This window comes from Pseudomonas sp. C5pp, from assembly GCF_000814065.1.
Taxonomy (GTDB): domain Bacteria; phylum Pseudomonadota; class Gammaproteobacteria; order Pseudomonadales; family Pseudomonadaceae; genus Aquipseudomonas; species Aquipseudomonas asiatica.
The window spans coordinates 75,535-102,354 of the sequence record NZ_JWLN01000014.1 but is presented as its reverse complement, the minus strand read 5'-3'; the positions used below and the strand labels follow the sequence as shown (position 1 = coordinate 102,354).

At 61.6% G+C, this 26,820-nt stretch carries 29 protein-coding genes; 9 read left to right on the top strand and 20 right to left on the bottom strand.

Annotated elements, in window-relative coordinates:
* Positions 1-35 precede the first annotated feature (35 nt).
* Both RR51_RS13865 and RR51_RS13860 read left to right on the top strand, forming a co-directional pair.
* The gene (locus RR51_RS13865; protein WP_039613841.1) at positions 36-1,307 is read left to right on the top strand and encodes a D-amino acid dehydrogenase; all 1,272 of its coding nucleotides are present in this window, start codon (positions 36-38) and stop codon (positions 1,305-1,307) included.
* A 26-nt stretch (positions 1,308-1,333) separates the two neighbouring features.
* Complete coding sequence (locus tag RR51_RS13860; RefSeq protein WP_039613840.1) at positions 1,334-2,236, top strand: transporter substrate-binding domain-containing protein; 903 nt, start codon at positions 1,334-1,336, stop codon at positions 2,234-2,236.
* A 152-nt stretch (positions 2,237-2,388) separates the two neighbouring features.
* Here the strand turns inward: RR51_RS13860 and RR51_RS13855 are convergent, their stop codons facing one another.
* Together RR51_RS13855 and RR51_RS13850 are read right to left on the bottom strand one after the other, a co-directional pair.
* Positions 2,389-2,685, bottom strand: a complete 297-nt coding sequence (locus RR51_RS13855) for an addiction module antidote protein (protein WP_039613839.1) — start codon at positions 2,683-2,685, stop codon at positions 2,389-2,391.
* Positions 2,682-2,975, bottom strand: coding sequence for a type II toxin-antitoxin system RelE/ParE family toxin (locus tag RR51_RS13850; protein ID WP_082044698.1), 294 nt, complete (start codon positions 2,973-2,975; stop codon positions 2,682-2,684). Before RR51_RS13850 ends, RR51_RS13855 begins: the two co-directional genes overlap by 4 nt.
* A 220-nt stretch (positions 2,976-3,195) precedes the next feature.
* Here RR51_RS13850 and RR51_RS13845 point away from each other — a divergent pair, with 220 nt between their 5' ends.
* Positions 3,196-4,089: a bestrophin family protein gene (locus RR51_RS13845; RefSeq protein WP_015269004.1), complete on the top strand. Its 894-nt coding sequence runs from the start codon at positions 3,196-3,198 to the stop codon at positions 4,087-4,089.
* A gap of 46 nt (positions 4,090-4,135) precedes the next feature.
* Here RR51_RS13845 and phnE read toward each other — a convergent pair whose 3' ends face one another.
* From phnE to RR51_RS13825, 4 genes are read right to left on the bottom strand one after another with little or no spacing between them, the layout of a single operon-like run.
* Positions 4,136-4,903 (bottom strand): phosphonate ABC transporter, permease protein PhnE, encoded by a 768-nt coding sequence (phnE, locus tag RR51_RS13840; protein WP_015269003.1) that lies wholly within the window; start codon positions 4,901-4,903, stop codon positions 4,136-4,138.
* Positions 4,900-5,727 carry a PhnE/PtxC family ABC transporter permease gene (locus tag RR51_RS13835; RefSeq protein WP_039613838.1) on the bottom strand — a complete coding sequence of 276 codons (828 nt, stop codon included), beginning with the start codon at positions 5,725-5,727 and terminating at the stop codon, positions 4,900-4,902. The genes phnE and RR51_RS13835 overlap by 4 nt, the downstream gene beginning before the upstream one ends.
* Entirely contained in the window at positions 5,721-6,515 is a 795-nt protein-coding gene (locus tag RR51_RS13830; RefSeq protein WP_015269001.1) for a phosphonate ABC transporter ATP-binding protein, read from the bottom strand. The genes RR51_RS13835 and RR51_RS13830 overlap by 7 nt, the downstream gene beginning before the upstream one ends.
* A 20-nt stretch (positions 6,516-6,535) precedes the next feature.
* On the bottom strand, positions 6,536-7,390 hold the full coding sequence (locus RR51_RS13825; protein WP_039613837.1) for a putative selenate ABC transporter substrate-binding protein: 855 nt from the start codon (positions 7,388-7,390) through the stop codon (positions 6,536-6,538).
* 127 nt (positions 7,391-7,517) lie between these two features.
* On the opposite strand from RR51_RS13825, the gene selD reads away from it, so the two are divergent.
* Positions 7,518-8,552 carry a selenide, water dikinase SelD gene (gene selD / locus RR51_RS13820; protein WP_039613836.1) on the top strand — a complete coding sequence of 345 codons (1,035 nt, stop codon included), beginning with the start codon at positions 7,518-7,520 and terminating at the stop codon, positions 8,550-8,552.
* On the top strand, positions 8,552-9,664 hold the full coding sequence (gene mnmH, locus RR51_RS13815; protein ID WP_039613835.1) for a tRNA 2-selenouridine(34) synthase MnmH: 1,113 nt from the start codon (positions 8,552-8,554) through the stop codon (positions 9,662-9,664). Before selD ends, mnmH begins: the two co-directional genes overlap by 1 nt.
* 122 nt (positions 9,665-9,786) lie before the next feature.
* On the opposite strand, the gene RR51_RS13810 is transcribed toward mnmH, so the two are convergent.
* The 14 genes from RR51_RS13810 to hmpA form a co-directional block, all read right to left on the bottom strand.
* Positions 9,787-10,173 carry a lysozyme inhibitor LprI family protein gene (locus tag RR51_RS13810; protein WP_039613834.1) on the bottom strand — a complete coding sequence of 129 codons (387 nt, stop codon included), beginning with the start codon at positions 10,171-10,173 and terminating at the stop codon, positions 9,787-9,789.
* 18 nt (positions 10,174-10,191) lie between these two features.
* Positions 10,192-10,731, bottom strand: a complete 540-nt coding sequence (locus tag RR51_RS13805; RefSeq protein WP_039613833.1) for a hypothetical protein — start codon at positions 10,729-10,731, stop codon at positions 10,192-10,194.
* Between the two features lie 12 nt (positions 10,732-10,743).
* The gene (locus RR51_RS13800) at positions 10,744-11,307 is read right to left on the bottom strand and encodes a GNAT family N-acetyltransferase (RefSeq protein WP_012270565.1); all 564 of its coding nucleotides are present in this window, start codon (positions 11,305-11,307) and stop codon (positions 10,744-10,746) included.
* Between the two features lie 42 nt (positions 11,308-11,349).
* Positions 11,350-11,487: a hypothetical protein gene (locus tag RR51_RS31215; RefSeq protein WP_177328655.1), complete on the bottom strand. Its 138-nt coding sequence runs from the start codon at positions 11,485-11,487 to the stop codon at positions 11,350-11,352.
* A 493-nt stretch (positions 11,488-11,980) separates the two neighbouring features.
* Positions 11,981-12,364, bottom strand: a complete 384-nt coding sequence (locus RR51_RS13790; RefSeq protein WP_039613831.1) for a YkgJ family cysteine cluster protein — start codon at positions 12,362-12,364, stop codon at positions 11,981-11,983.
* Positions 12,365-12,523: 159 nt separating this feature from the next.
* A complete protein-coding gene (locus tag RR51_RS13785; protein ID WP_039613830.1) occupies positions 12,524-13,651 on the bottom strand; it encodes a hypothetical protein in 1,128 nt (375 codons plus the stop codon).
* A gap of 131 nt (positions 13,652-13,782) precedes the next feature.
* Positions 13,783-14,991 (bottom strand): alanine transaminase, encoded by a 1,209-nt coding sequence (gene alaC / locus RR51_RS13780; protein ID WP_013970982.1) that lies wholly within the window; start codon positions 14,989-14,991, stop codon positions 13,783-13,785.
* A 275-nt stretch (positions 14,992-15,266) separates the two neighbouring features.
* Positions 15,267-16,154, bottom strand: coding sequence for a heme o synthase (cyoE, locus tag RR51_RS13775; protein ID WP_013970981.1), 888 nt, complete (start codon positions 16,152-16,154; stop codon positions 15,267-15,269).
* Between the two features lie 11 nt (positions 16,155-16,165).
* Positions 16,166-16,498, bottom strand: coding sequence for a cytochrome o ubiquinol oxidase subunit IV (gene cyoD, locus RR51_RS13770; protein ID WP_003259128.1), 333 nt, complete (start codon positions 16,496-16,498; stop codon positions 16,166-16,168).
* Entirely contained in the window at positions 16,498-17,121 is a 624-nt protein-coding gene (cyoC, locus tag RR51_RS13765) for a cytochrome o ubiquinol oxidase subunit III (RefSeq protein WP_023661242.1), read from the bottom strand. Before cyoC ends, cyoD begins: the two co-directional genes overlap by 1 nt.
* A 3-nt stretch (positions 17,122-17,124) precedes the next feature.
* On the bottom strand, positions 17,125-19,143 hold the full coding sequence (gene cyoB / locus RR51_RS13760; RefSeq protein ID WP_013970980.1) for a cytochrome o ubiquinol oxidase subunit I: 2,019 nt from the start codon (positions 19,141-19,143) through the stop codon (positions 17,125-17,127).
* 3 nt (positions 19,144-19,146) lie between these two features.
* Complete coding sequence (gene cyoA, locus RR51_RS13755) at positions 19,147-20,091, bottom strand: ubiquinol oxidase subunit II (protein ID WP_015268993.1); 945 nt, start codon at positions 20,089-20,091, stop codon at positions 19,147-19,149.
* Positions 20,092-20,650: 559 nt separating this feature from the next.
* On the bottom strand, positions 20,651-21,157 hold the full coding sequence (locus tag RR51_RS13750; protein ID WP_039613829.1) for a disulfide bond formation protein B: 507 nt from the start codon (positions 21,155-21,157) through the stop codon (positions 20,651-20,653).
* 533 nt (positions 21,158-21,690) lie between these two features.
* Positions 21,691-22,869, bottom strand: a complete 1,179-nt coding sequence (hmpA, locus tag RR51_RS13745; protein WP_039613828.1) for an NO-inducible flavohemoprotein — start codon at positions 22,867-22,869, stop codon at positions 21,691-21,693.
* Between the two features lie 154 nt (positions 22,870-23,023).
* Between hmpA and norR the strand changes: the two genes are divergently transcribed.
* The 4 genes from norR to RR51_RS13725 all read left to right on the top strand — a co-directional run bounded on the left by norR (position 23,024) and on the right by RR51_RS13725 (position 26,806).
* The gene (gene norR / locus RR51_RS13740) at positions 23,024-24,577 is read left to right on the top strand and encodes a nitric oxide reductase transcriptional regulator NorR (protein ID WP_039613827.1); all 1,554 of its coding nucleotides are present in this window, start codon (positions 23,024-23,026) and stop codon (positions 24,575-24,577) included.
* Positions 24,578-24,776: 199 nt separating this feature from the next.
* Entirely contained in the window at positions 24,777-25,676 is a 900-nt protein-coding gene (locus RR51_RS13735; RefSeq protein ID WP_015268990.1) for a chemotaxis protein, read from the top strand.
* An 87-nt stretch (positions 25,677-25,763) separates the two neighbouring features.
* A complete protein-coding gene (locus RR51_RS13730) occupies positions 25,764-26,075 on the top strand; it encodes a hypothetical protein (RefSeq protein ID WP_015268989.1) in 312 nt (103 codons plus the stop codon).
* Positions 26,072-26,806 carry a YkgJ family cysteine cluster protein gene (locus tag RR51_RS13725; RefSeq protein WP_039613826.1) on the top strand — a complete coding sequence of 245 codons (735 nt, stop codon included), beginning with the start codon at positions 26,072-26,074 and terminating at the stop codon, positions 26,804-26,806. Before RR51_RS13730 ends, RR51_RS13725 begins: the two co-directional genes overlap by 4 nt.
* Positions 26,807-26,820: the final 14 nt, after the last annotated feature.

Below are 26,820 nucleotides of genomic sequence, written 5' to 3'. Positions count from 1 at the left end.
CCTCAGCCTCGTTCCAACCACGACCAAGGACTGACATGGCTCAGCATGTATGCATCATCGGCGGTGGCGTCATTGGCCTGTCAACCGCTTACGCACTGGTACGCGACGGCTTTGACGTGACGCTGATCGAGGCTCGCGATTCGTTGGGCAGTGAAACCAGCTTCGCCAACGGCGGCCAGCTGTCCTATCGGTACGTGGCGCCCCTGGCCGACGCAGGTGTGCCATTGCAGGCCCTTGGCTGGATGCTGCGCGGTGAATCGCCGCTGCGATTGCGCCCGCGCTTCGATCGTGCCCAATGGCGCTGGATGGCAGCATTCCTTGGTGCTTGCCGCTCCTCGGTCAACCGCGCCAACGCAGGCCACCTGTTGCGCCTCGCATTGTTGAGCCAATCGACCTTGCAAACCTGGCGAGAAGAGGATGGCCTGGACGGTTTCAACTGGCGGCGCAACGGCAAGCTGGTCACCTTCCGCCAGGCCAGCAGCTTCGAACATGCGCGCAAGAACCTTGCCGCGCCCCAGCAACAACAGGTGCTGTCACACGCCGACTGCACCCGTCTGGACCCGGCACTGGCAGAGGCGCCCTTTGTCGGCGCCATCTATACCCCGGATGAAGAAGTCGGCGATTGCCACAGCTTTTGCCAGCAACTGGCGGCGCGCCTGCAGGCGTCGGGACGCTGCAAGTTCCGCCTGGGCCAGGCGGTGTCCGCAATTCGCCATGCGCATGGCGTGGTGAATGCAATTGAACTGGACGACGAAGTGCTGCCGGTGGAGCACCTGGTGGTTGCGGCCGGCCATCGCAGTGCGTTGCTGGCACTGCCGGGCATCGACCTGCCGCTTTATCCACTCAAGGGCTATAGCCTGACATTACCGATCGGCGCGCAGCACAAGGCGCCGGACCTGAGCATCACCGACTACGATCGCAAGATCGTCTACGCCCGGATTGGCGAACAGCTGCGGGTGGCGGCGATGGTCGACATTGTCGGTTTCGATCCGTCGCTGGACCCCAAGCGCCTGGCCCTGCTAAAACGCCAGGCCCGCGAAACCTTCGCCAATGCTGGTGACTACGACTACGCCATCGAATGGGCCGGCATGCGGCCGGCGACCCCCAGCGGCGTACCGCTGCTGGGCGCAACGGCGTATAGCAATCTGTGGCTGAACCTCGGCCATGGTGCACTGGGCTTCACCCTGGCCTGCGCCAGTGCACGATTGCTCAGTGAACTGATCGGCCAGCGCCGCCCCTCCATCGACCTGCAGGGTTTCACCGCCCGTGCGGCTGGTGGAAATAACCGTACTGCAGCACGTCGCTAACCCCTCACCTACAACGGAGAATAACAATGCGAAAAATCACGTTGATCGGCTGCACCCTTGGCCTGTTGCTAGGCACCCAGGCCCATGCTGACGAAGCAGCGCTGGGGCCTACCCTGAGCAAGATTGCCAGAGCCAACAGCATTACCCTGGGCTATCGCGATGCTTCGGTGCCGTTCTCCTACGTGGGAGATCATTCGGGACAACCCATGGGCTACTCAGTAGACCTGGCGAAAAAGATCGTCGAGCGGGTACAGCAAAAGCTGGCATTGCCCCAGCTCAAGGTGAAGTACAACCTGGTGACATCGCAAACCCGCATTCCGCTGGTACAGAACGGTACCGTTGACCTGGAGTGCGGCTCGACCGGCGTCACCGCAGAGCGCCAGAAGCAGGTGGCGTTTTCCTACGGGTTCATCTATGTCAAAGGTCAATTACTGACAGCCAAAGACAGCGGAATCAAGAGTTTCACCGACCTGCGCGGCAAGAATGTGGTAACCACTGCAGGCACCACGAACGAACGCTATTTGAAAAGCTACAACGTCGATAACAAGATGGACATGTACGTGATCAGCGCCAAGGACCATGGTGAAGCCTTCCAGATGTTGCAGTCCGGCCGGGCGGCGGCGTTCTACATGGACGATGCGCTGCTCTACGGCGAACGCGCCAAGGCTCGCGATCCGCACAACTGGGTGGTGGTCGGGGAAGAGCAGTCGCGGGAAATCTACAGCTGCATGGTGCGCAAGGATGACCCGCAGTTCCTCGCGCTGGTGAACGCGTCGCTGGGCGAGCTGTACAGCTCAGGGGAAATCAACGGGATCTACCAGCGCTGGTTCGAACAGCCGATTCCGCCTAAAGGCTTGAACCTGGAGTTCCCGATGACCAGCGAACTCAAGGCCATCTTTGCCAAGCCGGTGAGTGACCCGGTGGAGTAGCATCCAGACGACCAGCCCCTCTGGCTCACGGCCTCGCTAAGTACTGGAGGCAATGGCCTCGGCCGCTCCGACCGCGCCCCGTTGCCAGCGCAGGAATGACCTGCGATGAAGCTGACCAACCGCCCCGTTCAGCCCTCCAAATCCCTGTTCTGCTAGCGGGGAACTACATGGGGCTGAACGAGGAGGTCGACCCCCAAGGCACGAATGACTTTCAGCACAGTGTCAAAGCGTGGTTTTGCGCCTGGACTGAGTGCCTTGTACAGACTTTCCCTTCCCAACCCACTCTCGGTGGCGATCTGCGTCATTCCCCGTGCGCGAGCGATATGGCCAAGTGCCCGAATTATTTCCTCGGTATCGCCATCTGCGAGGACCTGACTAAGGTACTCAGTGATGGCCTCATCACTACTCAACAAGGCCGCCATATCAAACGGGATCAACTTTTCGCTCATTTCATCTCCTTCAGCAGTTTTCTGGCTTTGAGGATATCGGTGGCCTGGGTGGACTGGTCTCCGCCGACCAACAGCAGAACCAGCCTCTGGCCCTTTTGCGCAAAATAGACACGATATCCAGCAACTACATCGATGCGAAGCTCACCGATACCGCCTCCAAGCCATTTGACATCTCCAAGATTCCCCATTGCTGCTCGCTCCAATCTACGACCTATCGCAAGCTGGGCCCTCAAATCTCTCAAGCTGGATAGCCAAACTGCAAAGCTCTCCGTCTGTTCAACGAGATACATCAAATGGTCACCCAATCGTATCCGTACGGATACACCCATTCAAGTGTTGAAGCGGCCCACTCTGTCGCCTTACCCCTTATATGGGAACTCAGGCATTTCCCATAACGGGGTCAGACTTTTCTCTTCACGGTCATAAAAAACCTTGCAACATTCAACACCCGAACCTTCGCCGCGCCTCGACGTCCGATCCTGCATCACCCGTGTTTCGAGGTACCCCCGCGTGAAAGACATCATCACCCGCAAGTACCGCCTGGTCGTGAAGACTGTCGGCTACATCGGCTGGTCGCTGTTCTGGCTGCTGATCTGGGATGTACTGGTCACCATCGATTTCATGCTGTTCTTCAACAGCAAGTTCACCCTGCCGTTGATCCCGCTGACCTTGCTTGGCTCGGCGCTGGTGGTGCTGGTGAGCTTTCGCAACAGCAGCGCCTACAACCGCTGGTGGGAAGCTCGCACATTGTGGGGGGCGTTGGTGAACAGTTCACGCAGTTTCGCGCGGCAGGCGCTGACGCTGATCGATGACCCGGATGATGGCCTGAACCCGGTCAAGGCTACCCTGCTGCGTCGGCATATCGCCTATGTGAACTGCCTGGCGGCGCACCTGAAGGGCGAGCGCTGCCCGGATGAACTAATGGCGTTCATTCCGCCAGCGGAATTCGAGCGGCGCAACCGCTCGAACAATTTCGCCAACGACATTCTGAGTGGTTCGGCGGCGTTGCTGGCGCGGGAGTACCAGGCCGGCCGGCTGGACAGCATTCGCCTGGCAAGGCTGGAGTCGACGCTGGTGGACCTGTCCAATGCCCAAGGTGGCATGGAACGGATCGCCAATACGCCACTACCCTACCCTTACGTGTACTTTCCGCGGCTGTTCATCACCCTGTTCTGCCTGATCGTGCCGGTGGGGCTGGTGGAGTCGCTGGGCTGGTTCACGCCGCTGGCATCGACGGTGGTGGGCTTCATGCTGCTGGCCATCGAGCGGATCGGGACGGATTTGCAGAGCCCGTTCAGGTTCAGTGAGCACCAGATCCAGATGGACAGCATTTGCGAGACGATCGAGCGGAATCTGGAGTCGATGCAGCGGGAGGCGCAGTGTGCCGGAGTTGTGGGTGCCTGAGGGATTTTGGGGCTGCTTCGCAGCCCATCGCGGCCCCGGCTATCTGTCAGGCCCGCACATAGCGCTGGCGCAACACATCACTCAACGCATCCACCAGCAACACCAGCACCAGCATCCCCATGATCACCGTGCTGGCCTGGGCCTCCTGGAACAAACTCAAGGTTGTGTACAGCATCTGCCCCAACCCGCCAGCCCCGACAAATCCCAGCACGCTCGCCATGCGGATGTTGTTTTCCCACCGATACAAGCTATAAGCCAGCAACTGCGGCCACAGATTGGGCAAGGTGCCAAAGCAGAATGCCGCCACCTGGCTACCGCCCTGCAAGCGGATGGCAGCTGCGGGCTCCGGCGGTGCGTTCTCCAGCGCCTCGGCAAACAGCCGCCCCAGCACGCCAGCGGTATGCAGCGCCAAGGCCAGGGTGCCAGCATTCGGCCCAAGCCCCGCCGCCAGTACCGTCAGTGCGGCCCACACCAGTTCCGGGATGGCCCGCAGGGCATTCAGCAACAACCGCGCACAGGCCTGCAGCGGCCAACCGAACCGGCCAGCGGCCGGCAGCGCCAACAGCATGCCCAGCAGCATGGCCAACAAGGTGCCCAGGCCGGACATGGCCAAGGTTTCCAGCGCCCCATGCGCTACCGCGCGCAGGTGCCCGGCAGACAGGTCCGGATGCAGGAAACGCCCGGCGTATTCGCCCATCTGCCCCAGCCCGCCGTTGCCGACCAGCGCCTGCAAGTCCAGCTCCAGGTATGCGAACGAGGCCATTACCGCAGCCACGATGGCGCCGAGCACCAGCCAGTTGATGACCCGGTTCATGCAAGCCTCCAGCGCAGGAAGCGGCTGAGCAGGTCGGCCAGCATCACCAGGACCAGAAACGTCAGCAGCATGCTTGCCACTTCCGCTCCCGCGAACATGCGCATCGACAGGTCGATCTGCTGCCCCAGCCCGCCAGCACCGACAAAGCCCATCACCACCGAGGCGCGTACCGCGCACTCCCAGCGGTACACGGTGTAGGACACCACTTCGGACACCGCACTGGGCAGGATGCCGTAGAAAAACGCAGCCAGGCGGCCACTACCCGCCTGCAGCAGGGCATGGGCCGGGCGCTGGTCGACCGATTCGAAGATCTCGGCATACACCTTGCCGAGCATACCGCTGTAGGTAATGGCGATTGCCAGCACGCCCGCCGTCGGCCCCAGCCCGACGGCCCGCACGAACAGCAACGCCCAGACGATTTCCGGCACACTGCGCAGGAAAATCAGCAACCAGCGCACCGGCAGGCGCAGCAACCGCGACCATAACCCGGCGCGACCGCCACGGGAGGCTGCGCGCAGCGACAAGGCACGGCTGGCCAGCAACCCGGCAGGGACCGCCAGCAGCAACGCCAACGCCATGCCGGCCGTGGCCACGGCCAGGGTCTGCAAGGTGGCCTCATAAAGCAGGGAAAGGAAGTCGGCATCGTGTGCTGGTGGCCAGAAGGCACTGGTGAAACTGGCGATCTGCTGGCGATTCTCCGCTTGCAGCAGGACCGCCGGGTTCAATTCGCTCAGCTGCACGCCAGGCCACAGCACCGCCACAGCCAGCAGGGTCAGCAGCAACCGCGGCAACAGCGCCGGGTCGCGGGCATCAAGTTTCAGCATCGCGGTATCTGCACGGTCAGGGTCGGCCCCTGGCTCGGTGGTGAAGCCAGTTGTTCATTCGCATACAACGCATCCAGCAACTGCTCGGTCACCGCTTGCGCCGGGCAGTCGAACACCACCTGCCCTTCGCGGATACCAATCACCCGCGGGAAGTGCGCCAGCGCCAGGTCCACGGCATGCAGGCTCGCCACCAGGGTCACGCCATTGGCCTGTGCATGGCGGTTGAGCAAGGCCAGGCTGTGGTCAGCCAGCACCGGGTCCATGGCCGACACCGGCTCATCGGTCAGCAACACCTGCGGCCGCTGGTACAACGCCCGGGCAATACCCACCCGCTGCAACTGGCCACCGGACAATTGCCCGCACTGTACGAAGAGTTTGTCGGCCAACCCCAGCTCGGCCAGTGCCTGGCGCGCCCCCGGCACATCGCAGGGGTACAGCAGGTTGAACAGGCCACGCAGCATGCCCCACTGCCCCAGTCGGCCGGCCAGCACTGCCGTCACCACCCGCTGGCGCGGCGGCAAGGGCGGTGCCTGATGCACCAGGCCTACCCGCGCACGCAGGCGCTGGCGGGCTCTGGAGGACAACGCCCATGGCTGCTCGCCGAGCAGTTCCAGGCGCCCGCTGCTGGGCTGCACGGCGGTCGCCATCAGGTGCAGCAAGCTGGACTTGCCCGCCCCCGACGGGCCTATGATGGCGACGCGCTCGCCCTGGCCGATGCTCAGGCTCACGGCATCGAGCGCACGCACCTGGCCATGGCGCAGCCCGGCCTCGTGCAGATGGATCGCCACATTGGAAGCCACTGTCGATATCACTTGAGCAGGCCGGCCTCGCGCGCAGCCTGCTCGGTGCCCACGTAGTTCTCAGGTTTGGTCTCGATGAAGCGGCTGGCCGCCTGCAGGTCGAGGATCGCCTTGTGCTCCGGGTTGGCCGGGTCGAGGTCGAGGAAGGCTTTCTTGATCTTCTCTTTCAGCGCCGGGTCCATGTTTCCGCGCACGGTCCAGTTGTAGTCGAAGTAGGTCGGGGTGGTGGCGAAAACCTTCACCTTGGCGGTATCGACCTTGCCGGCATCCACCAGCTTCTGCCAAACGCTGGCATTGAGTACGCCGCCATCGACCTTGCCGGCCTGCACCCAGGCCACAGTGGCATCGTGGGCGCCGGAGTAGGCAACGCGACCGAAGTAGTCTTCAGGCTTGATGTTGTCCTGCTTGAGCATGAAGTAACGCGGCATCAGGCTGCCCGAAGTGGATGAGATGGAACCGAAGGCAAACGACTTGCCCTTGAGGTCGGCCAGGCTCTTCACATCAGGGTTGGCGGTGATGAATTTGGAAGTGAACTGCGCATCCTGTTCACGCTGCACCAGCGGGGTGGCGGCAGGGTCCTTCAAGTGCACCTGAACGAAGGTGAAGCCCCCTAGCCAGGCCAGGTCCAGGCGGTTGGAAGCCAGCGATTCGACTACCGCCGGGTAATCGGCCACCGGCACGAACTTCACCTCCATGCCCAACTGCTTGGCCAGGTACTCGCCCAACGGTTTGAACTTGCGCTGCAGTTCGGTCGGTGCTTCGTCAGGGATGGCGCTGACCCGCAGAGTGTCGGTGGCCTGGGCGACAACGGCACAGCAAGACAGCACGAGGCCGGCGGCGAGCGCCAGAGGGCGTTTGAGCATGGGGTGTTCTCCGGTTCAATAGCGGGGAAATGTCGGCCTATGCGCCGACGACGGGAATTATAAGAGGCGCAGGCGCAAAGGCCAGCTTTGCTACAATCGCGCATCAAATTGACCTCCTGAGGTGCACATGAGCGAGCCGATTCGCCTGACCCAGTACAGCCATGGTGCCGGCTGTGGCTGCAAGATCTCCCCCAAGGTGCTGGATGTGATCCTCGCAGAAAGCGGCGCCCAGGCCCTGGACCCGAAACTGTGGGTGGGCAACGCCTCGCGCGACGATGCGGCCGTGTACGCGCTGGATGACGAGCGCGGAGTGGTTTCGACCACCGACTTCTTCATGCCGATCGTCGATGACCCGTACGACTTCGGCCGTATCGCCGCCACCAACGCCATCAGCGACATCTACGCCATGGGCGGCGACCCGCTGATGGCCATTGCCATTCTCGGCTGGCCGGTCAACGTGCTGCCACCGGAAGTGGCCCGCGAAGTGATCCGCGGCGGCCGTGCGGTATGCGCCGAAGCCGGTATCCCGCTGGCCGGCGGCCACTCCATCGACGCCCCCGAGCCGATCTTCGGCCTGGCCGTCACCGGCGTGGTCAGCAAGCGTCACCTCAAGCGCAACGACACCGCCAGCGCAGGCTGCCGCCTGTACCTGACCAAGCCACTGGGTATCGGCATCCTCACCACCGCCGAGAAAAAGGCCAAGCTGCGCACCCAGGACCAGGGCCTTGCCCGCGACTGGATGTGCACCCTCAACACGCCCGGCAGCCGCTTCGGCAAGCTTGACGGGGTCAAGGCCATGACCGACGTCACCGGTTTCGGCCTGCTCGGCCACCTGGTGGAACTGGCCGAGGGCAGTGGCCTTACCGCTCATTTGGACTATGCCGCCGTCCCGCGCCTGCCCAGCGTCGACCACTACCTGGCCGAGGGCTGCATCCCCGGCGGCACTCTGCGCAACTTCGACAGCTATGGCCACAAGATCGGCACCCTGAGCGACAACCAGAAGCATCTGCTATGCGACCCGCAGACCAGCGGTGGCCTGCTGGTGGCGGTTACCCCGGAGGGTGAAGCCGAGTTCCTCGCGGTGGCCGCCGAACTGGGCCTGCAACTGGCGCCGATCGGCAAGCTGGTCGAGCGACAGAGCCACGCGGTCGAGGTGATCTGATGCGCCCCGACTGCACCGACTTCCGCCAGTTGTTCCTCGACGACGTGCCGATGATGGACATGCGTGCACCTGTCGAATTTGCCAAGGGCGCCTTCCCGGGTGCCGTCAACCTGCCACTGATGAATGACCAGGAGCGGCAAAAGGTCGGCACCTGCTACAAGCAGAAGGGCCAAGCTGAAGCCATCGTTCTGGGCCACAAGCTGGTCAGCGGTGAGATCAAGCAGGCACGTCTGGAGGCCTGGGCAAAGTTCGCCGAGGATCACCCGGAAGGCTACCTGTACTGCTTCCGGGGCGGCCTGCGCTCGCATCTTGTGCAGAAAGTGCTGCGCGATGAGAAGGGCATCCACTACCCCCTCGTCGAGGGCGGCTACAAGGCCATGCGCCACTTCCTGCTGGAGACTACCCAACAGGCGGTCGCGCAATGTGATTTCGTGCTAGTGGGTGGCCTGACCGGTACCGGCAAGACCGACGTGCTGCACTTGCTGGACAACGAGCTTGACCTGGAGGGCTACGCCAACCATCGCGGTTCCAGCTTTGGCAAGCGCGCCACTGCACAGCCCGCGCAGATCGACTTCGAGAACAGGCTGGCCATAGACGTGTTGAAAAAACGCGCCCGGGGTATCGAGCAGTTCGTGCTGGAAGACGAAGGCCGAATCGTGGGCAGCTGCACCGTACCGCTGGAGTTGTACCAGGGCATGCAGCAATACCCGCTGGTGTGGCTGGAAGACAGTTTGGCCAACCGCGTGGAGCGTATCCTGCGCGACTACGTGATCGACCTGAGCGCCGAGTTCGTCAGCCTGCATGGTGAAGAAGATGGCCGGCGGCTATTTGCCGAGACACTTCTGCAGAGCATGGGCAGGATTCAAAAGCGCCTCGGCGGCGAGCGCCATCAGCGGCTGTCGGAAATCCTGCGCCAGGCGCTGGACGAGCAGCAGCGCAGTGGTTCGGTGGAGTTGCACCGGGTCTTCATCGAAAGCTTGCTGAGCGAGTATTACGACCCGATGTATGCCTACCAGCGTGCAGCGAAAGCAGAGCGTATCGAGTTTGCCGGGGATGCGGTGGAAGTGCGCGAGTATCTCAAGGCCCGGGCGCTGCGCGAACCACGCAAGTAAAAACGGGGCCGCTTCGCGCCCCATCGCCGGCAAGCCAGCTCCCGCAGGTATTGCACTGCCTGACAGGGTATGCGCTCCCTGTGGGAGCTGGCTTGCCGGAGATAGGGCCAGTACTGGCAGCCTCACTGCCCAGGGCTGAGCACCCGCTCCAGCTCCGCCGCCCGGTCGCGGGTCATGTCCATCACACAGGACCCACCTTCCAGCTGTGCCATGGTCCCGCCACTGGCCTGCGCATGGAACCCGCAATTGCCATCGCGGTAGGCAAGCCACTTGCGCTGCACATCACGCAGGCTCTTCTGCTTCCCGGCATCCAGCTTGCCCATCAATTGCTTGTACACCCGGTTCAAACGCTGGTCCTGCAACTGCGTCTCGGCCCGTATGCACTCGCTCATGGCCACGGTACTGGACGCCTTGTCCATGCACTGCCCGTATCCCGGCGTGTAGTCATCCGCCTGGGCCAGCGGCAGCACACAGGCCAATGCCAGGCCCGTCAGGTAATGCTTGGTCATAAACTCTCCTTGTGGGCATCACAGCGTCTGCGGCTGTTCCGGCGGCATCAGCACCTTGCCCGGCTCGAAGCGCAGCGACGGCATCTGCGTTGCCGCATAAAACATCACGCCAAGCGCCGCGATCAACACCACATCCAGCCAGCTCCAGCCCGGCATGTCGTCGGCGCTGCGTGCCCTCCAGCAATGCCAGGCCTGGCCCATGCAAAATACCACCATTGCCGCTAGCCACAGGTAGAAACCGGCACCAAAACCGGTCAGGTCATGGAACTCATAGCTCTGATTGTCCGGCAGGCGGTCAATTCCAAAGCTGCTGGCCGCCAGATACACAGCCACCAGCCCGACCAGCAAGGCCAGACGACGAAAGCGTCGATGGGCAAGGATTGCCAGGGCCAGCAGCGGGTTGGCAAACCACTGGTACAACCCGAAGGGCATGCCCCAAGGTCCGTACAACAGCATCTGCAGGGCCGGCATGTGGCGGTCACCGCTCATCAGCGCGCCGTCGAAGAACAGTGCGAGCAGGTAAAGCAGCAGGCTGGCGCTCAGGTAGAAAACTGGCAAGAGATTTACTTCCTATGCAACCGGGGGCTCAAGCAGAAGGCCATAAATACCCGAATCGGACAACTCGCCGGCAACGCACCAACGCGCACGCAATGTGCCTTCCAGCACAAAGCCCTGGCGCTCCAGAGTGCGTGCCGAACCTTGGTTGCGCGGGTCGATCTCGCCTTCCAGGCGGCGCATGTGCAGGGTGTGGGCGAGGTAATCGATGAAGCAGGTCAGTGCTTCGTCCATGTAACCCCTGCCCTGCACCGCGCTGGCCAGGCAGTAGCCGATTTCACCACGGCGGGATACATCGTCGATGTTGAACAGCTGGACCATACCGATCAGTTCGCCGTTGTCACGGCGGTACATGCCAAGCTTGAGCTGGTCACCATTGGCATAGGCTTCGCGGTCGGCGGCCAGGGCGCTTTCGGCTTCGGCCAGGTCTTGCCAAGGTGCATGGTGCCAATAGCGCATGACCTCGGGGTCGGCCATGATCGCCAGCCATTGCGCGGCATCGGCATGGCGCATGGGGCGCAATTGCAGACGCGGGCTGTCGAGGCAGAGGTCACTGGGGAAACTGCGGGGTGGGGTCACGCCGGATCTCCTGTCCATTGCTGGGGAGATGACAGTTTAACGTCAAGCGATCGGTTCAAGCATCCCGGGGCTGCTGCGCAGCAGGGCAGTTTGCGTCGACATGTTTTCGAGAAGGGTGGAACGCAGGTCCGGGGCTTCTGCGTCGAGGTATTGGAGGATGGTGTTGGAGAGAATGTCCATGACCTGGGTAGCCTGGGACTTCGCGGCTTGGTAAGTAAGGTCTGTAACGGGTGGATCAGGTACAAGTTTTTTCATAGTCATCTCGGAAATATTTTCAGAGGCAACCACTCGCATCCTTCTCACAGATAAGGTGGCAGCCGTACGCGAGGTGAGAAGACCAGTGTCCGAGGCACCGGCCAGACCGAAGTCTGCACGCGCACGGCTGCCATAACTGGCAAGCCATCTCGAAACACCGGGCTTCTCACACCCGATCGCCAATTGTGACGACGCCGAAACGTTATCTCTGAGGTAGCTACTTGCCTATCAGACGGCATCCGACTGAGGCCGTAGGATAATTCCTAATCCCTGGCAACCTGAAGCATTTGGTTTCAGGTTCAGAATCTTCTTACAGCTGATGGCCCTTTCGCGGGTAAACCCGCTCCTACAGGGTACGGTGATACCTGTGGGAGCGGGTTCACCCGCGAAAGGGCCGGTACAGGCTAACGAAATACGATCAGGCCACCTCAGCCCCATTATCCGGCCAATGCGGCTCATTGGCCCCGGGCGGGGTCAGTGGTGGCAGGCCATACGCCGCCCGCGCATCGTCGCAGCTGGGGTTATGCACCCCACCCTCCCACGACGCCTCGAACTCGCGGCAGGGGCTGGAACGGTTGGCGTAGATGGTGCAAGCCACTTCCTGGCCGATCTCGCCCTGCAGGCTGATGCAGCGGCAGGGTTTGGCATCGGTGCCGATCATGGCAACACGGGTGGGGTTGATCTGTACCACCAGGTCGTCCGGTACAAGGCCCCCGGCAGACTGGCATTCGCCCCAGAAAAAGGACACACGGAAGTACCCGCAGCAGGCGCCGCAGTCAAGGCAAGGGTTGTATTCGGACATGATGGCACGGAGGGAAGGTTGTTGTTATCGGGGCTGGCCCGCGGCGCCATTTTCAATCCAAGCCGGGGCGGCTGGATAGAGGGGAATGCAAAAAATATTTGCCGCTGATCCGGCAATTGAACACGGGCGACCAATGACTTCCCCGGCCGCCCATCCAAATCAGCGTAATGCCTTGTAGGTGTTGACATCCCAGCGCTGCAGGCCAAGGCCCTCGGTCGGCTCATAGCCATCACCACACACCTTGCTGAAGTGAATGCAGGTCTCGCCGCAATACACCAAGCGGTCGTCATCTTCGCCCTCGGTAAGTACGGTATACGACTCGCTACGCATGGCCTTGTAACGCCCTTCTGCAGCGGCCATGACCATGTGATATCGCATCAAATGCTCGTCGCTCAGGAACAGGCGCCTGTCCAGTTGCACACCCCAGCGGGTCAGGCAGACCTCGGCAAAATGACGAACGATCAATCCCGGCTCCGCCAGTACCTTGCCATCACTCGCACCGTCGATGGAGGCGTTGCCCACCAGCGTGGCGTGGCGGCCTGGTATCGGGTAGATGCATATCCGTGTACTCGGTTCGACCGAAGGGATCACGCAGGCAAAGCCTTTGGATCGCTCGTCCCGCGAATAGAAACCCACATACTCGCGGACATTGCCCGCCAAGGTTACCCGCTGGCTTTGCAGGTTACCGATGCCCGGCACCGGGTCGATGGCGAAGATATTCACAGGTATGTCCCGCAATACAGGGTCCTGCGCCATGGCGTTGGCCAGCATGTGACAACTGATCCCTCCCCTGCTCCAACCCACCAGGTTCACCCGGGTCGGCAAGCGCGGCTTGCGGAACAGGTTGATGATGCGCTCTTGCAGCTCCTGTGGCGTCGGGTGGCGTTCGCCGTAGTCATAGGTGCGCCAGAACCAGGAAGCTGTAGAGGTGGCATCCGGGATCGGAACACCGGCCTGCTTCAGCCGCTCGTATTCTTCCTCGCTCAGCTTGGTGCGCTGCCAACTGCTTTCGCCTTTGATCACCTTCAGCACATGGTTGACGTTCTCTTCCCAGCCGCTGCCGAACAACTGGCCGCTCCAGTTGAAATAACCACCGGGCTCGACGAACAGATTGTCATCCTGCAGGTTGCCGCTGCCGGGGCCGTCAACGGCAATCCAGTGAGCGAACTCGCGGCCCTGGTCATTGCTGGCCAAGGTCGAGACCAGCTCACCATTCCAGAAGTTGGGGTTGGCATCGTCGAAGCGGTGGGAACCGGTGCCGCAGAAATAGGCGGTGAAGACACTCATCTTTCGAGTCTCTGAAGTGAGAAATGAGTGCAGAAAAATAGTTTTCCGGGTAGCTGTAGAGCAGTAGGAAAGTGCTCCTACAGGTACGGCGCAGGCCGTGCGGCATGTGCCGTACCTGTAGGCATGAGGGCTTACTTACGAGTCAGGCCATCAGCCCGGAACATCTGCCGGATCCCGCGAATCGCCTGGCGAATACGATCCTGGTTCTCGATCAGGGCAAAACGCACATGGTCATCACCATAATCACCAAAACCGATCCCCGGCGACACACAAACCTTGGCTTCGGCCAGCAGTTTCTTGGAAAACTCCAGCGAGCCCAGGTGCGCATACTCCGGCGGAATCTTCGCCCATACGTACATCGAAGCCTTGGGGTTCTCGACCATCCAGCCCAGTTCGTGCAGCCCTTTCACCAGCAGGTTGCGGCGCTGGCGGTATTGCTCGGCAATGTCTCGTACGCACTGCTGGTCGCCTTCCAGTGCTGCAATGGCAGCCACCTGCAGCGGGGTGAAGGTGCCGTAGTCGTGGTAGCTCTTGATCCGCGCCAAGGCACTGACCAACTCGGGGTTGCCGACCATGAAGCCGATCCGCCAGCCGGCCATGTTGTAGCTCTTGGACAGGGTGAAGAACTCCACCGCGATGTCCTTGGCCCCCGGCACCTGCATGATCGATGGGGCTTTCCAGCCGTCGTAGACGATGTCGGCATAGGCCAGGTCATGGACCACCAGCACTCCATACTGCTTGGCCAGGGCCACCACGCGCTCGAAGAAGTCCAGCTCCACGCACTGAGCGGTGGGGTTGGACGGGAAGCCGAGGATCATCATCTTCGGCTTGGGGATCGACTCGCGGATGGCCCGCTCGAGTTCGTTGAAAAAGTCCACGCCCGGCACCAGCGGTACCGAACGCACCTGGGCACCGGCGATCACCGCCCCGTAGATATGGATCGGGTAGCTGGGGTTGGGCACCAGCACCGTGTCGCCCTGGTCGAGAGTAGCCAGCATCAGGTGTGCCAGGCCTTCCTTCGAGCCGATGGTGACGATGGCTTCGCTTTCCGGGTCGATGTCGACCTCGTAGCGTTCCTTGTACCAGTTGGAGATGGCCCGACGCAGGCGCGGGATGCCGCGAGAGGTGGAGTAGCCGTGGGTATCTTCACGCTGGGCGACCTGCACCAGCTTCTCGACGATGTGCGGTGGGGTAGCGCCATCGGGGTTGCCCATGCTCAGGTCGATGATGTCCTCGCCACGGCGGCGGGCAGCCATCTTGAGCTCGGCAGTGATGTTGAAGACGTAAGGGGGGAGACGATCGATGCGCGCAAAGCGACGCGGCGAACCTGGGTTGGCCATGGCTTCCTCTGAGTACGTAAGCGCCCGGAACCGTCCGAGCGACGCTGGCCGATATGGCGGCCTGGATCAGAAGATAATGCCGATACAGGATGCCTGTAAATGACAATTTCCTGTTTTCATAGATCTTTTCAGATGTATTTTTTGAAAATAAGAAATTTATATTCTGTTGTGCCGGCCTCTTCGCGGGCGAGCCCGCGAACGAGGCCGGCACAGAAAAACGCCCATAAAAAAACCCGGCACAGTGGCCGGGCTTTTTCGTGAAACAGGCAGCAGTATCAGCGTGCGTATGTCATCAGCACGTCCGCAGCGGTCTGGCTGTCCACACCCATCATCACGCTCAGGGCAGTGACGGTGAGGATGGAGAAGCCGAACACCTTGCGCGCCCACTTGCTGTCGTCCTCGGCCTTGTAGCCAGCCCAAGCCATGTACAGCCAGTACAGGCCCATGGCTGCTGCCACGGCCAGATAGCCGAGGCCGGCGTAACCGCCGAGGGTAAGCATCAGGGTTGCGAGCACGAAAGCCAGCACGTACAGCACGATCTGCTTCTTCGCCGCGAGGATGCCACGTGCCACCGGCAGGACCGGAATGTTGGCAGCGCTGTAATCCTTGAAGCGGAAGATCGCGATGGCGAAGCTGTGCGGCATCTGCCACAGGCTGAACATCACCAGCAGGGTAAATGCAGCCAGGTCGAAGCTGTTGCTCACGGCGCAATAGCCGATCACCGGAGGCATGGCACCAGACAGGCTGCCGACCAAGGTGCCGTGCACCGATTTACGCTTCAGCCACAGGCTGTAGAAACCGACGTAGACGATGAAGCCGATCAGCGCACAGAACGCCGACAGCGGGTTGGCCTGGACATACAGCAGGCTGAAACCCGCCACCCCGAGCAGGGTGGCGTAGATCAGCGCGAGGGGCAGCGACATGCCGCCCTGGACCATGACGCGGTTCTTGGTGCGCTCCATCTTGTGGTCGATGTCACGGTCGATGCAGTTGTTGAACACGCATCCGGACGCAACCACCAGCGAAGTACCGATCACCACCGCCAGGAACAGGGCGAAATCCACATGGCCCTTCGAGGCAAGGAAGAAACCGCCTGCCACGGAAAGCACGTTACCGAAAATGATCCCCGGTTTGGTGATTTGGATAAAGTGCTTAACGGACATGCAGTCTTACCTCACTTGGCCAACATTTCGAAGTGGATGCTGAACATGATCCACAGCGACAGGCCGACAAGCAGAGCGATCACCAGGGTGGTGAACAGGAACGTCGAAACGTTGTTGCGTTGCTCTTTCGAGCGGTCCATGTGCAGGAAGTACACGAGGTGCACTACTACCTGGATCACGGCCATGGCAACAATGATCAGAACGGTCAGGTTCTTCGGCAGGCTTGGCGACATGGCCAGGCCGAACGGGATCGCAGTCAGGATGATCGACAGGATGAAGCCGATCATGTACGACTTGACGCTGCCGTGGTTACCTTCGTGATGAGTGTCGTGTGCGTTAGCCATTACAGAACTCCCAGCAGGTAGACGACGGTGAATACGCAGATCCAGACCACGTCCAGGAAGTGCCAGAACAGGCTCAGGCAGCTCATGCGGGTCTTGGCGGTCGGCGTGATGCCGTGCTTGTTGATCTGGTACATCATGATTGCCATCCAGATCAGGCCGGCGGTCACGTGCAGACCGTGGGTACCTACCAGGGCGAAGAAGCCCGACAGGAAACCACTGCGGTTCGGGCCGTAGCCCTCGGCGATCAGGTGATGGAATTCGTAGATTTCCATCGCGATGAAGCCTGCACCGAACAGGAAGGTCACAGCCAACCAGCCCAGTACGCCAGCTTTCTTGCCGTCGAACATCTTCAGCATGGCGAAGCCGAAGGTGATCGAGGACAGCAGCAGGAACAGCGTTTCAACAGCTACGAAATCGAGCTGGAAGATGTCATGACCCGACGGGCCGCCGGCAAAACTGCCGGACAGCACCGCGTAGGTGGCGAAGAGCGACGCAAACAGGATGCAGTCGGTCATCAGGTACAGCCAGAAACCGAGTACGGTCATCTGGCCCGAGTCGTGGTGGTGGTCGTCATGCCCATGGTCGTGACCATGAGCAGCACCGTGCATTACTTGACTGGACATTGATTACACCCGCTCAAACGATTCGACACGTGCGCCGGCAGGCAGAGCACCTGCTTTGGCCAGCGCTTTCATGCGCTCGCCTTCGATGCGCGCCACTTCTTCGGCCGGAACCATGTAGCCCTGGTCGTCACGCGCAGCGTGGCGAACGAAGACAGCGATGGTTGCAACCAGGCTCGCGCCAACCAGCCACCAGATGTGCCAGATGAAGGCGAAGCCGAAGACGGTCAGGAACAGGCCCATGAACAAACCGGTGGAGGTGTTGCTCGGCATGTGGATCGCTTCGTACTTGGCCGCAGGCTTGTAGGCAACACCGGCTTCCTTGGCTTCGTGCCAGGCGTCCAGGCCAACCTTCTCAGGCATGTGGGCGAAGTTGTAGAACGGAGGTGGCGACGAAGTCGACCATTCCAGGGTACGGCCGCCCCATGGGTCGCCGGTCACGTCCAGGTTCTGGTTGCGGTCGCGAACCGATACGTACAGCTGGATCAGCTGGCAGGCGATACCGAACAGGATCAGCACGGCGCCGACAACGGCTACGTACAGGTAGGGTTCCCACAGTGGGTTGTCGGAGTGGTTCAGACGACGAGTCATGCCCATGAAGCCAAGGGCGTACAGCGGCATGAACGCTACGTAGAAGCCCGAGATCCAGAACCAGAAGGCAGCCTTGCCCCACTTCTCGTTCAGGGTGAAACCAAAGGCTTTCGGGAACCAGTAGGCGAAGCCGGCGATGTAGCCGAATACCGCACCACCGATGATCACGTTGTGGAAGTGAGCAATTACGAACAGGCTGTTGTGCAGCACGAAGTCAGCACCTGGAACAGCCAGCAGAACACCAGTCATGCCACCGATGGAGAAGGTGATCATGAAGCCCAGGGTCCACATGATCGGCGCGGTGAAGCGCAGACGGCCCTGGTAGATGGTGAACAGCCAGTTGAACAGCTTCACACCGGTCGGAATGGAGATCAGCATCGTCGCCAGGCCGAAGAAGGTGTTGACGCTGGCGCCGGCACCCATGGTGAAGAAGTGGTGCAGCCATACAGCGAAGCCCAGCACGGCGATGGCGCCCGATGCGTAGATCATCGAGTGGTGGCCGAACAGACGCTTGCCTGCGAAGGTGGAGGTAACTTCCGAGAACACACCGAAGGCCGGCAGGATCAGGATGTAAACCTCAGGGTGACCCCACGCCCAGAACAGGTTGACGTACATCATCGGGTTCCCACCAAGCTCGTTGGTGAAGATGTGGAAGTCCAGATAACGGTCAACAGTCAGCAGAGCGAGTGCAGCGGTCAGGATCGGGAAGGAAGCCACGATCAGCACGTTGGCCCAGGTGCAGGTCCAGGTGAAGATCGGCATGTCCATCAGTTTCATGCCAGGTGCGCGCATCTTCATCACGGTGACGAGGAAGTTCACGCCGGTAAGCGTCGTACCCAGGCCTGAGAGCTGTAGCGCCCAGATGTAGTAGTCGACACCCACCCCAGGGCTGTACTGAATGCCCGCGAGCGGCGGATAGGCAACCCAGCCGGTCTTGGCGAATTCACCAACGCCCAGCGAGATGTTGACCAGCAGCACGCCTGCCAGCAGCAGGTAGAAGCTCAGGGAGTTCAGGAACGGGAAGGCAACGTCACGAGCACCGATCTGCAGAGGAACCGCCAGGTTCATCAGGCCGGTGAAGAACGGCATCGCCATGAAGATGATCATGATCACACCGTGAGCGGTGAAGATCTGGTCATAGTGTTCAGGCGGCAGGTAGCCTTCGGAGCCACCGGTAGCGGCAGCCAGCTGGGTACGCATCATGATGGCGTCGGCAAAGCCGCGCAGCAGCATGACCATCGCGACGATGATGTACATCACCCCGATTTTCTTGTGGTCGACAGTCGTCAACCACTCGCTCCACAAGTAGGTCCACTTGCGGAAGTAGGTGATAGCACCGACGACAGCGATACCACCGAGCGCGATCATGGCAAGCGTCACCATGACTATCGGCTCGTGATAGGGTATCGCCTCCAGGCTTAGTTTACCGAACATCTCTTACTCCTCTGCACCGGCAGCTGGTTGCATACTCGATTCCACACCCTTGGTAGTGGCCAGATCTTTGCTGCCTGCTTCTTCGTGGCTCGGACGACCGCGGTTCATGCCTTCGTACTTGTCGACGATCAGCTGGAACTGGTCAGGCGAAGCCTCGCTATACAGCGCGACCGGGTTGTTTTCGCTTGGTTTGGCCAAGGCGTCGTATTCGGCCTTGTCCAGCTTCTTCGGCGACTGCTTGACCTCGGCGACCCACTTGTCGAAGTCTTCCTGAGAGGTGGCAGTAGCCTTGAATTTCATGCCGGTGAAGCCAGCACCGCTGTAGTTGGCGCTGATACCGTCGAACTCGCCGTTTTCGTTGGCGATCAGGTGCAGCTTGGTGGTCATGCCGGCCATGGCGTAGATCTGGCCGCCCAGGCCCGGGATGAAGAACGAGTTCATCACGGCGTCGGAAGTGACGCGGAAGTTGACCGGGGTGTTAGCCGGGAAGACGATCTTGTTGACCGTGGCAATGCCCTGCTCCGGGTAAATGAACAGCCACTTCCAGTCCAGTGCGACCACGTCGATCTGCACCGGCTTCACATCGGAATCCAGCGGACGGTACGGGTCCAGCTTGTGGGTGGAGTGGTAGGTGAAGTAGCCCAGGGCGATGATGATCAGGATCGGGATGATCCACACCGCGGCTTCGATCTTGGTCGAGTGCGACCAGTCGGGGGTGTAGGTGGCAGCCTTGTTGGAAGCACGGTACTTCCAGGCGAAAACCACGGTCATGATAATGACAGGAATCACCACCAGCAGCATCAGGCCGGTAGCGATCAGGATCAGGTTCTTTTGCTCAATGCCGACCTGACCTTTCGGGTCGAGCAGGGTCCAGTTGCACCCACTGAGTAAAAGCATGCCTAAAAAGGGCAATATGCCAAACAGTCTGGGGTAACGCTTTTTACTCATCTCACGACCTCTAGATCAGCTTGCTTCAATGCAATTTGTGTTTTGGTAGCCAACACTTCGTCCTGCCAAGTGCGGCATTTCGCGCCCGTACTCGCTCCTGCCCGGGGTCCGACTGCAGGACCTTGGCGTCAAGCGGGTTAGCGGTGCTTATGGTTTCGTAGGCAACAGGCCTGTACTTCAGACCAAGTCCATTTGGTGCGGGAAAACGCGGAGGGGGATCCGCCCGGTATCGCCGTTTGGCGAAACTTGACGAAGTCAGCAAAAAGGAGCGCTGGGGCTTCCTTCAATCCTGCGACTTGCAAGCAGTGCCGAACGGAAATTGGGGGCGATTGTAGATAGGTCGCCAACCCTTGACTATGACTTATTGAGCAACAGTCCTTTACAGAATCTGCAACAATACCGCTCAAAAATTCAACTTCGCGACAGTTTGTCGCACCCCGCTTGATAGGCCCCAAAGCCGCATTCTGCAAGGCCTCCGGGTTGATCTGGATCAAGCGGTGAGCGAATTTCCCCTCTTCTCATGCGGCGTAAAAGACCACATGCCACTCGGTACTTTTGTCTAAGCCTGGCGTCGGTTGCGATAGATCCCGAGCGGAACCAGTACAGCCGTAAGGACGAACGCCACCAGTGCCCATTGCGCCAGCGACAGACCGAGGATCGGCGGGTACGGCGTGCTGCAGAAGCCGTCGACCTGGAACACCAGCGGCCAGAGCTTGGCCAGCGGCAGGTCGTCCACGATCGGCTGCAAGGTGTCGATGCCGCAACTGACCATGGGGTTGGCGAGTATATACACATGGTTGCCGGCCGCAACGATTCCGCCGATGGCGCTGAGCACCACCAGTGCCTCGAAGAAGGTGAGGCTACGGCGCCCGGGCATGGCCGCGGCGATGAAGGCAAACACGGCGATGAACAACAGCGCATAACGTTGCAGGATGCACAGCGGGCATGGTGCCTCGCCCAGGACTATCTGCATGTAGAGGGCGCCACCGATCAGCGAAATGCAGATCAGGCCCAACAGTACCAGAAAGCGCCGTTCCCGATTCAGGCGCGATGTTTGTTCGTTCATTGCCGGTTCCTTCGATGGATAGTGGCAGCGTGATCCGCCTGCCTGGCGCAAGTCTACACGCTGTGCAGGGCCTTTGAGCGTGCCGAGGAAGCGGCGTGATAGCGCTGCGCAGGGCTATCCGGTGTGGCTGAGACCGGCCGCAACGACGTCGGTTCAACGCCGGGCGGCAAAAAAAGCGGCTGCCCGGGTGCCGCGCAGGGGCAAGCCCCTCGACACCCGGGAGTGAAGGATACCGTGATTAAAGGAGGATTAAAGATGAAAGCTGCACAGCCGCTTTCATCTCTCCTTTATATAGGCAGGAAGGTGAAGTGTGGCCCAGCGGCTGGGATGAATACGATGTAAGCCTGTACCGGCCTCTTCGCGGGTAAACCCGCTCCCACAGGGATCGCGCAGGCATTGAAATCTGCGCGATCCCTGTGGGGGCTGGTTTGTTGAAAACCACTAAATTTCCCACAGATCCCCACAAGGTTTGAAACCTGTGCGGTCCCTGTGGGAGCGGGTTTACCCGCGAAGAGGCCAGTGCAGGCGCTACATCACTCCAGCGCTGCCGCCGGCCCGAAGAACTCGTAGCGGCTCTGCTGCTCTGGCACACCCAGGCCCTTCAACTGGCGCTTGACCGCCGCCATGAAGCCCTTGGGTCCGAGGAAGTAGGCATCCACGTCTCGCTCTTGCGGCAGCCACTCGGCCAGCAAGTCCTCGCTCAGCAGGCCCACGGCATCAGCCGCGGCATCATCATGCGGTTCGGCATAGCAGTAGAAGCGCTTGAGCTGTGGGTGACGCTCGGCCAGCTCGTCGACCCAGGCGCGGAAGGCATGCACGGCGCCGTTACGGGCGCAGTGAATGAAATGCACCTCACGCTGGGTTTGCAGCGCCGCCTGCAACATTGGCAGGGTCGGAGTAATACCCACGCCACCGCTGATCAGCACCAGCGGCTTGTCGCTCGCCGCCAGGGTGAAATCGCCAGCCGGCGGGAACAGCTGCAGGGTATCGCCCACCGCCAGCACATCGTGCAGGTAGTTGGAGACCTTGCCACCCGCCTCGCGCTTGACGCTGATGCGGTATTCCTTGCCGTCGCACAGTGCCGACAGGGAGTAGTTGCGGCGCTGCTCGGCGCCGTCGATGTCCAGCTTCAGGCCGATGTACTGGCCAGGCTCGGCCCTGAGCACCGGTTTGCCATCCACCGGCGCAAAGTAGAACGAAACGATTTCGCTGCTTTCCTGCTCACGGCGCACCAGGCGGAATTCGCGGGTGCCGCGCCAGCCGCCTTCGGCTTCTTCCTTCTGTTTATAGAGGTTCTCTTCCGCGCCGATCAGGATGTCGGCCAACTGGCCATAGGCCGCGCCCCAGGCGTCGATCACGGCGGGGGTGGCGATTTCCTTGCCCAGCACTTCTTCGATGGCGCGCAGCAGGCAGCTGCCGACGATAGGGTAGTGCTCCGGCAGAATCTGCAGGGCAACGTGCTTGTTGATGATCTGGCCGACCAGGCCGCCAAGCTGCTCCAGCTGGTCGATATGGCGGGCATACATCAGCACGCCGTTGGCCAGGGCGCGCGGTTGGTCACCGCTGGCCTGGTGGGCCTGGTTGAACAGCGGGCGCACCTGCGGGTACTCGCTGAGCATCATCTTGTAGAAGTGGGTGGTCAGCGCTTCGCCGCCGCTTTCCAGCAGGGGGACAGTGGCCTTGATGATTGCACGTTGTTCGGCATTGAGCATTGCAACAACTCCTGAGCCTGTGGCTTCAAATGACTGCCCGAGCTATTACATCAATCATGCCAACTCTTATCTCCAGCAAAATCAGGGGCTTGACGCAGGTCATGTCAAAACGACCCACCTCGACGTATAGTCATATCGACCCACAGGAGTCCATATGACCACGAAGCCCCTGCTCACCACCCTGCTGCCCCTGGTCAGCGACCTTTCCCGCGACCTGCCCGACCAGGAACGCTATCGCCGCCTGCTGCAGGCCATGCGGGGGTTGCTGCCCTGTGATGCCGCCGCGCTGCTGCGCCTGGACGGCGAGTGGCTGGTGCCGCTGGCAGTGGACGGCCTGAGCCCCGATACCTTGGGCCGGCGCTTCCGAGTCAGCGAGCATCCACGCTTCCAGATCCTGCTCAGCAGCCGGGAACCCACCCGCTTCGCCAGCGACTCCGAGCTACCCGACCCTTACGACGGCCTGGTCAACGCCCCCGATGCCAACCTGGAAGTACATGACTGCATGGGTTGCCCGTTGATGGTCGAAGAGCGCCCTTGGGGCCTGGTTACCCTCGATGCCCTCACCCCCGGGCAGTTCCAGAGCCTGGAGCTGGGCGCCCTGCAGGCCTTCGCCAGCCTGGCCGCCGCCACGGTCACCGTGGCGGAGCGCATCGAGCACCTGGCCCTGCGCGCGGAAGACGAACACCGCCGCGCGGAAATCTACCGCCAGGCCAGCGGCCAGGACAGAGAGCTGATTGGCCAGAGCCCCGCGCACAAGCGCCTGGTCGAGGAAATCCGCCTGGTCGGTGGCAGTGACCTGACCGTACTGATAACCGGTGAGACCGGCGTCGGCAAGGAGTTGGTGGCCCAGGCCCTGCACCAGGCAAGCAACCGCGCCGACAAGCCGTTGGTCAGCCTCAACTGCGCCGCCCTGCCTGACACCCTGGTGGAAAGCGAACTGTTCGGCCATGTACGCGGAGCCTTCACCGGCGCCCATGGCGAGCGCCGCGGCAAGTTCGAGCTCGCCAACGGCGGCACACTGTTCCTCGACGAAGTCGGTGAACTGCCACTGACGGTGCAGGCCAAGTTGTTGCGCGTACTGCAGAGCGGCCAGTTGCAACGCCTGGGCTCGGATCGCGAACACCGGGTGGATGTGCGCCTGATCGCAGCCACCAACCGCGACCTGGCAGCGGAGGTGCGTATTGGCAACTTCCGCGCCGACTTCTACCACCGCCTCAGCGTATACCCGCTGCACGTTCCGCCGTTGCGCGAACGTGGGCGTGATGTGCTGCTATTGGCTGGCTACTTCCTCGAACAGAACCGTTCGCGCCTGGGCCTGAACAGCCTGCGCCTGAGCAGCGAAGCCCAGGCCGCGCTGCTGGCCTACGACTGGCCAGGCAACGTACGTGAACTGGAACACCTGATCGGCCGCTCGGCGCTCAAGGCGCTGGGCCAACATTCCGACAGGCCACGCATCCTCACCCTGGAAGCCATCGACCTGGACCTGCGCGCAACCGCAACGCCCGACACCCCGCCCTCCCCTGCCGCGCCCTTGCCGGCGGCACCGCTAGCCGAAGGGGGCCTGCGCGAAGCCGTCGACGACTACCAGCGCCTGCTGATCGAGGCCTGCCTGCAGCGGCACCAGGAAAACTGGGCAGCGGCTGCCCGGGAACTCGGCCTGGACCGCGCCAACCTTAGCCGCCTGGCCCGTCGGCTGGGGCTGCGCTGATTGAAACCAGCGCGGTACCTGTGGGAGCGGCTTTAGCCGCGAAGAATCCAACGCGGTGCATGGCACCGGCCGCGCCGGTGTTCGCGGCTAAAGCCGCTCCCACAGGGTCCCGAGCATTCCTTGGCTCGGTGCAAAATGACTAAAGCCAAGCCCGAACAGGCCGATAACCGGTTATCCCCTGTTCCCCACGAAGGTCACCATGGCCACGCAAAATGCCCGCGCGGACTCGCTGTCCCTGCTGCTGTTCACCCTGCGCAGCGGCAAGTTGATGGCAATCAACCTGCTCAAGGTCAGCGAGATAATCCCCTGCCCACCGTTGACCAAGCTGCCCGAATCGCACCCCCACGTGAAAGGCGTGGCAACCCTGCGCGGCAATTCGCTGTCGGTCATCGACCTGTCCCGCGCCATTGGCGAACGGCCGCTGGCCGACCCGGACGGCGGCTGCCTGATCGTCACCGAGATCAGCCGCTCGCGCCAGGGCCTGCATGTGCAGGCGGTCAGCCGCATCGTGCATTGCCTGAGCACCGACATCAAACCACCTCCCTATGGCTCGGGCAGCCGCTCGTTCATCACCGGCGTGACCCGGGTCGACAACACTCTGGTGCAGGTGCTGGACATCGAAAAAGTCATCCACGCCATCGCCCCGCCGGTGCCCGAACCGCATCACGCCACCCTGAGCGAGGAAGACGCCAGCCTGCTGGCCGCCGCCAATATCCTGGTGGTGGATGACAGCCAGGTAGCCCTGCAACAGTCGGTGCACACCCTGCGCAACCTCGGCGTCGAATGCCATACCGCGCGCAGCGCCAAGGACGCCATCAACGTGTTGCTGGAACTGCAGGGCACCGCACAGGAAATCAACGTGATCGTCTCCGACATCGAAATGAGCGAAATGGACGGCTACGCTTTCACACGCACCCTGCGCGAAACCCCCGACTTCCAGCACCTGTACATACTGCTGCACACCTCGCTGGACAGCGCGATGAGCAGTGAAAAGGCGACCCAGGCCGGGGCCAATGCCATCCTCACCAAGTTTTCCTCGCCAGAGCTGACCGATTGTCTGGTGGTGGCGGCGCGCGCCGTGGTGTTCGCCGAGCGCTGATATATTCGGAGACAAACTCCCCGGCTTGCCGTCGGGGTCGAGTCGGGCATAATTCGCCCCCCTCGCAAGTAACTTGCCGGAATCCGTATGAAGTTTTTCAGCTCTATCCTGATCAGTTTCGCCCTCTTCAGCGGTATCGCCCAGGCCTCCAGCAGCCAGGCCTGGAACGAGCAGCGCCAGCAGATGCTCAAGTCTTGCCTGGCCGCCAGCCAGTTCAAGGATGCTCACGCCCGCAGCAAGCCGGCCGAGTTCGATGACCAGGTCGGCATGAGTGCCCTGCTGATCGAAGGCGTCTACCCCCAGAAGCACATGCAGCAGCGTACCGGCACCGAGCTGTGCCTGTACGACCGCCAGCACCAGCGTGCCTTCGTCAGCGAGTGGAGCCCGGAGGTCAAGTGACCGACAGCCTGCGTTTCGCCTGTACCGGCTGCGGCAAGTGCTGTACCGGCCACCACGTGCCCTTGACCCTGGCCGAAGCGCGCCGCTGGGCAGACAACGACGGCCAGGTGGTGGTACTGATCGAAGCCTTCGTGGCGGACGGCCCTGGCATGCCGGTAGAACAGCGTGATCATGTGCTGCGTCGTTCCCATCCAGTGCCCTGTGGCGACGGCGAGGCGCGCGTCTCGGTGACCTTTGCCGCGTTCAACCCCGGGCGCTGCCGCAACCTCGACGACAACGACCTGTGCACCATCTACGACCAGCGCCCGCTGGTCTGTCGCATCTACCCGGTGGAAATCAACCCGCATATACCGCTGCGCCCGGGCAGCAAGGACTGCCCGCCGGAAGCCTGGCAACAGGGGCCGGAGCTGATTCACGGCAGGCAACTGGTCGATGCCGGGCTGGAGGCGCTGGTGCAGGCCTCGCGCCAGGCCGACCGCAATGACATCGCCGCCAAGGTGGCGGTGTGCCAGGCGCTGGGCATGACCACCAGTGCGCTCAAGGGCAACGGATTTACTGCCTACCTGCCTGATATGGGGGCCTTCCGCGCGGGTCTGGAGCAGATACCGGAGGCTGGCCTGGCACAGTGGGCCCTGCACGTGGAGGACGCGGCGCTGGTGGCGAGCTTGCAGGAACATGGTTTGCGCACCACCAGCGAGCCCCCGGTGTATTACGCCTTCATCAGCTTCTAGCTATGCCTTGGCGG

What these genes read in the sequence shown, in the direction of transcription:
- RR51_RS13865 (WP_039613841.1), top strand. Translation starts at nt 36, where the DNA reads ATGGCTCAGCATGTATGCATCATCGGCGGTGGCGTCATTGGCCTGTCA.
- RR51_RS13860 (WP_039613840.1), top strand. Translation starts at nt 1,334, where the DNA reads ATGCGAAAAATCACGTTGATCGGCTGCACCCTTGGCCTGTTGCTAGGC.
- RR51_RS13855 (WP_039613839.1), bottom strand. Translation starts at nt 2,685, where the DNA reads ATGAGCGAAAAGTTGATCCCGTTTGATATGGCGGCCTTGTTGAGTAGT.
- RR51_RS13850 (WP_082044698.1), bottom strand. Translation starts at nt 2,975, where the DNA reads ATGTATCTCGTTGAACAGACGGAGAGCTTTGCAGTTTGGCTATCCAGC.
- phnE (WP_015269003.1), bottom strand. Translation starts at nt 4,903, where the DNA reads ATGAACCGGGTCATCAACTGGCTGGTGCTCGGCGCCATCGTGGCTGCG.
- RR51_RS13835 (WP_039613838.1), bottom strand. Translation starts at nt 5,727, where the DNA reads ATGCTGAAACTTGATGCCCGCGACCCGGCGCTGTTGCCGCGGTTGCTG.
- RR51_RS13825 (WP_039613837.1), bottom strand. Translation starts at nt 7,390, where the DNA reads ATGCTCAAACGCCCTCTGGCGCTCGCCGCCGGCCTCGTGCTGTCTTGC.
- selD (WP_039613836.1), top strand. Translation starts at nt 7,518, where the DNA reads ATGAGCGAGCCGATTCGCCTGACCCAGTACAGCCATGGTGCCGGCTGT.
- mnmH (WP_039613835.1), top strand. Translation starts at nt 8,552, where the DNA reads ATGCGCCCCGACTGCACCGACTTCCGCCAGTTGTTCCTCGACGACGTG.
- RR51_RS13810 (WP_039613834.1), bottom strand. Translation starts at nt 10,173, where the DNA reads ATGACCAAGCATTACCTGACGGGCCTGGCATTGGCCTGTGTGCTGCCG.
- RR51_RS31215 (WP_177328655.1), bottom strand. Translation starts at nt 11,487, where the DNA reads ATGGACATTCTCTCCAACACCATCCTCCAATACCTCGACGCAGAAGCC.
- RR51_RS13790 (WP_039613831.1), bottom strand. Translation starts at nt 12,364, where the DNA reads ATGTCCGAATACAACCCTTGCCTTGACTGCGGCGCCTGCTGCGGGTAC.
- RR51_RS13785 (WP_039613830.1), bottom strand. Translation starts at nt 13,651, where the DNA reads ATGAGTGTCTTCACCGCCTATTTCTGCGGCACCGGTTCCCACCGCTTC.
- alaC (WP_013970982.1), bottom strand. Translation starts at nt 14,991, where the DNA reads ATGGCCAACCCAGGTTCGCCGCGTCGCTTTGCGCGCATCGATCGTCTC.
- cyoE (WP_013970981.1), bottom strand. Translation starts at nt 16,154, where the DNA reads ATGTCCGTTAAGCACTTTATCCAAATCACCAAACCGGGGATCATTTTC.
- cyoD (WP_003259128.1), bottom strand. Translation starts at nt 16,498, where the DNA reads ATGGCTAACGCACACGACACTCATCACGAAGGTAACCACGGCAGCGTC.
- cyoC (WP_023661242.1), bottom strand. Translation starts at nt 17,121, where the DNA reads ATGTCCAGTCAAGTAATGCACGGTGCTGCTCATGGTCACGACCATGGG.
- cyoB (WP_013970980.1), bottom strand. Translation starts at nt 19,143, where the DNA reads ATGTTCGGTAAACTAAGCCTGGAGGCGATACCCTATCACGAGCCGATA.
- cyoA (WP_015268993.1), bottom strand. Translation starts at nt 20,091, where the DNA reads ATGAGTAAAAAGCGTTACCCCAGACTGTTTGGCATATTGCCCTTTTTA.
- RR51_RS13750 (WP_039613829.1), bottom strand. Translation starts at nt 21,157, where the DNA reads ATGAACGAACAAACATCGCGCCTGAATCGGGAACGGCGCTTTCTGGTA.
- hmpA (WP_039613828.1), bottom strand. Translation starts at nt 22,869, where the DNA reads ATGCTCAATGCCGAACAACGTGCAATCATCAAGGCCACTGTCCCCCTG.
- norR (WP_039613827.1), top strand. Translation starts at nt 23,024, where the DNA reads ATGACCACGAAGCCCCTGCTCACCACCCTGCTGCCCCTGGTCAGCGAC.
- RR51_RS13735 (WP_015268990.1), top strand. Translation starts at nt 24,777, where the DNA reads ATGGCCACGCAAAATGCCCGCGCGGACTCGCTGTCCCTGCTGCTGTTC.
- RR51_RS13730 (WP_015268989.1), top strand. Translation starts at nt 25,764, where the DNA reads ATGAAGTTTTTCAGCTCTATCCTGATCAGTTTCGCCCTCTTCAGCGGT.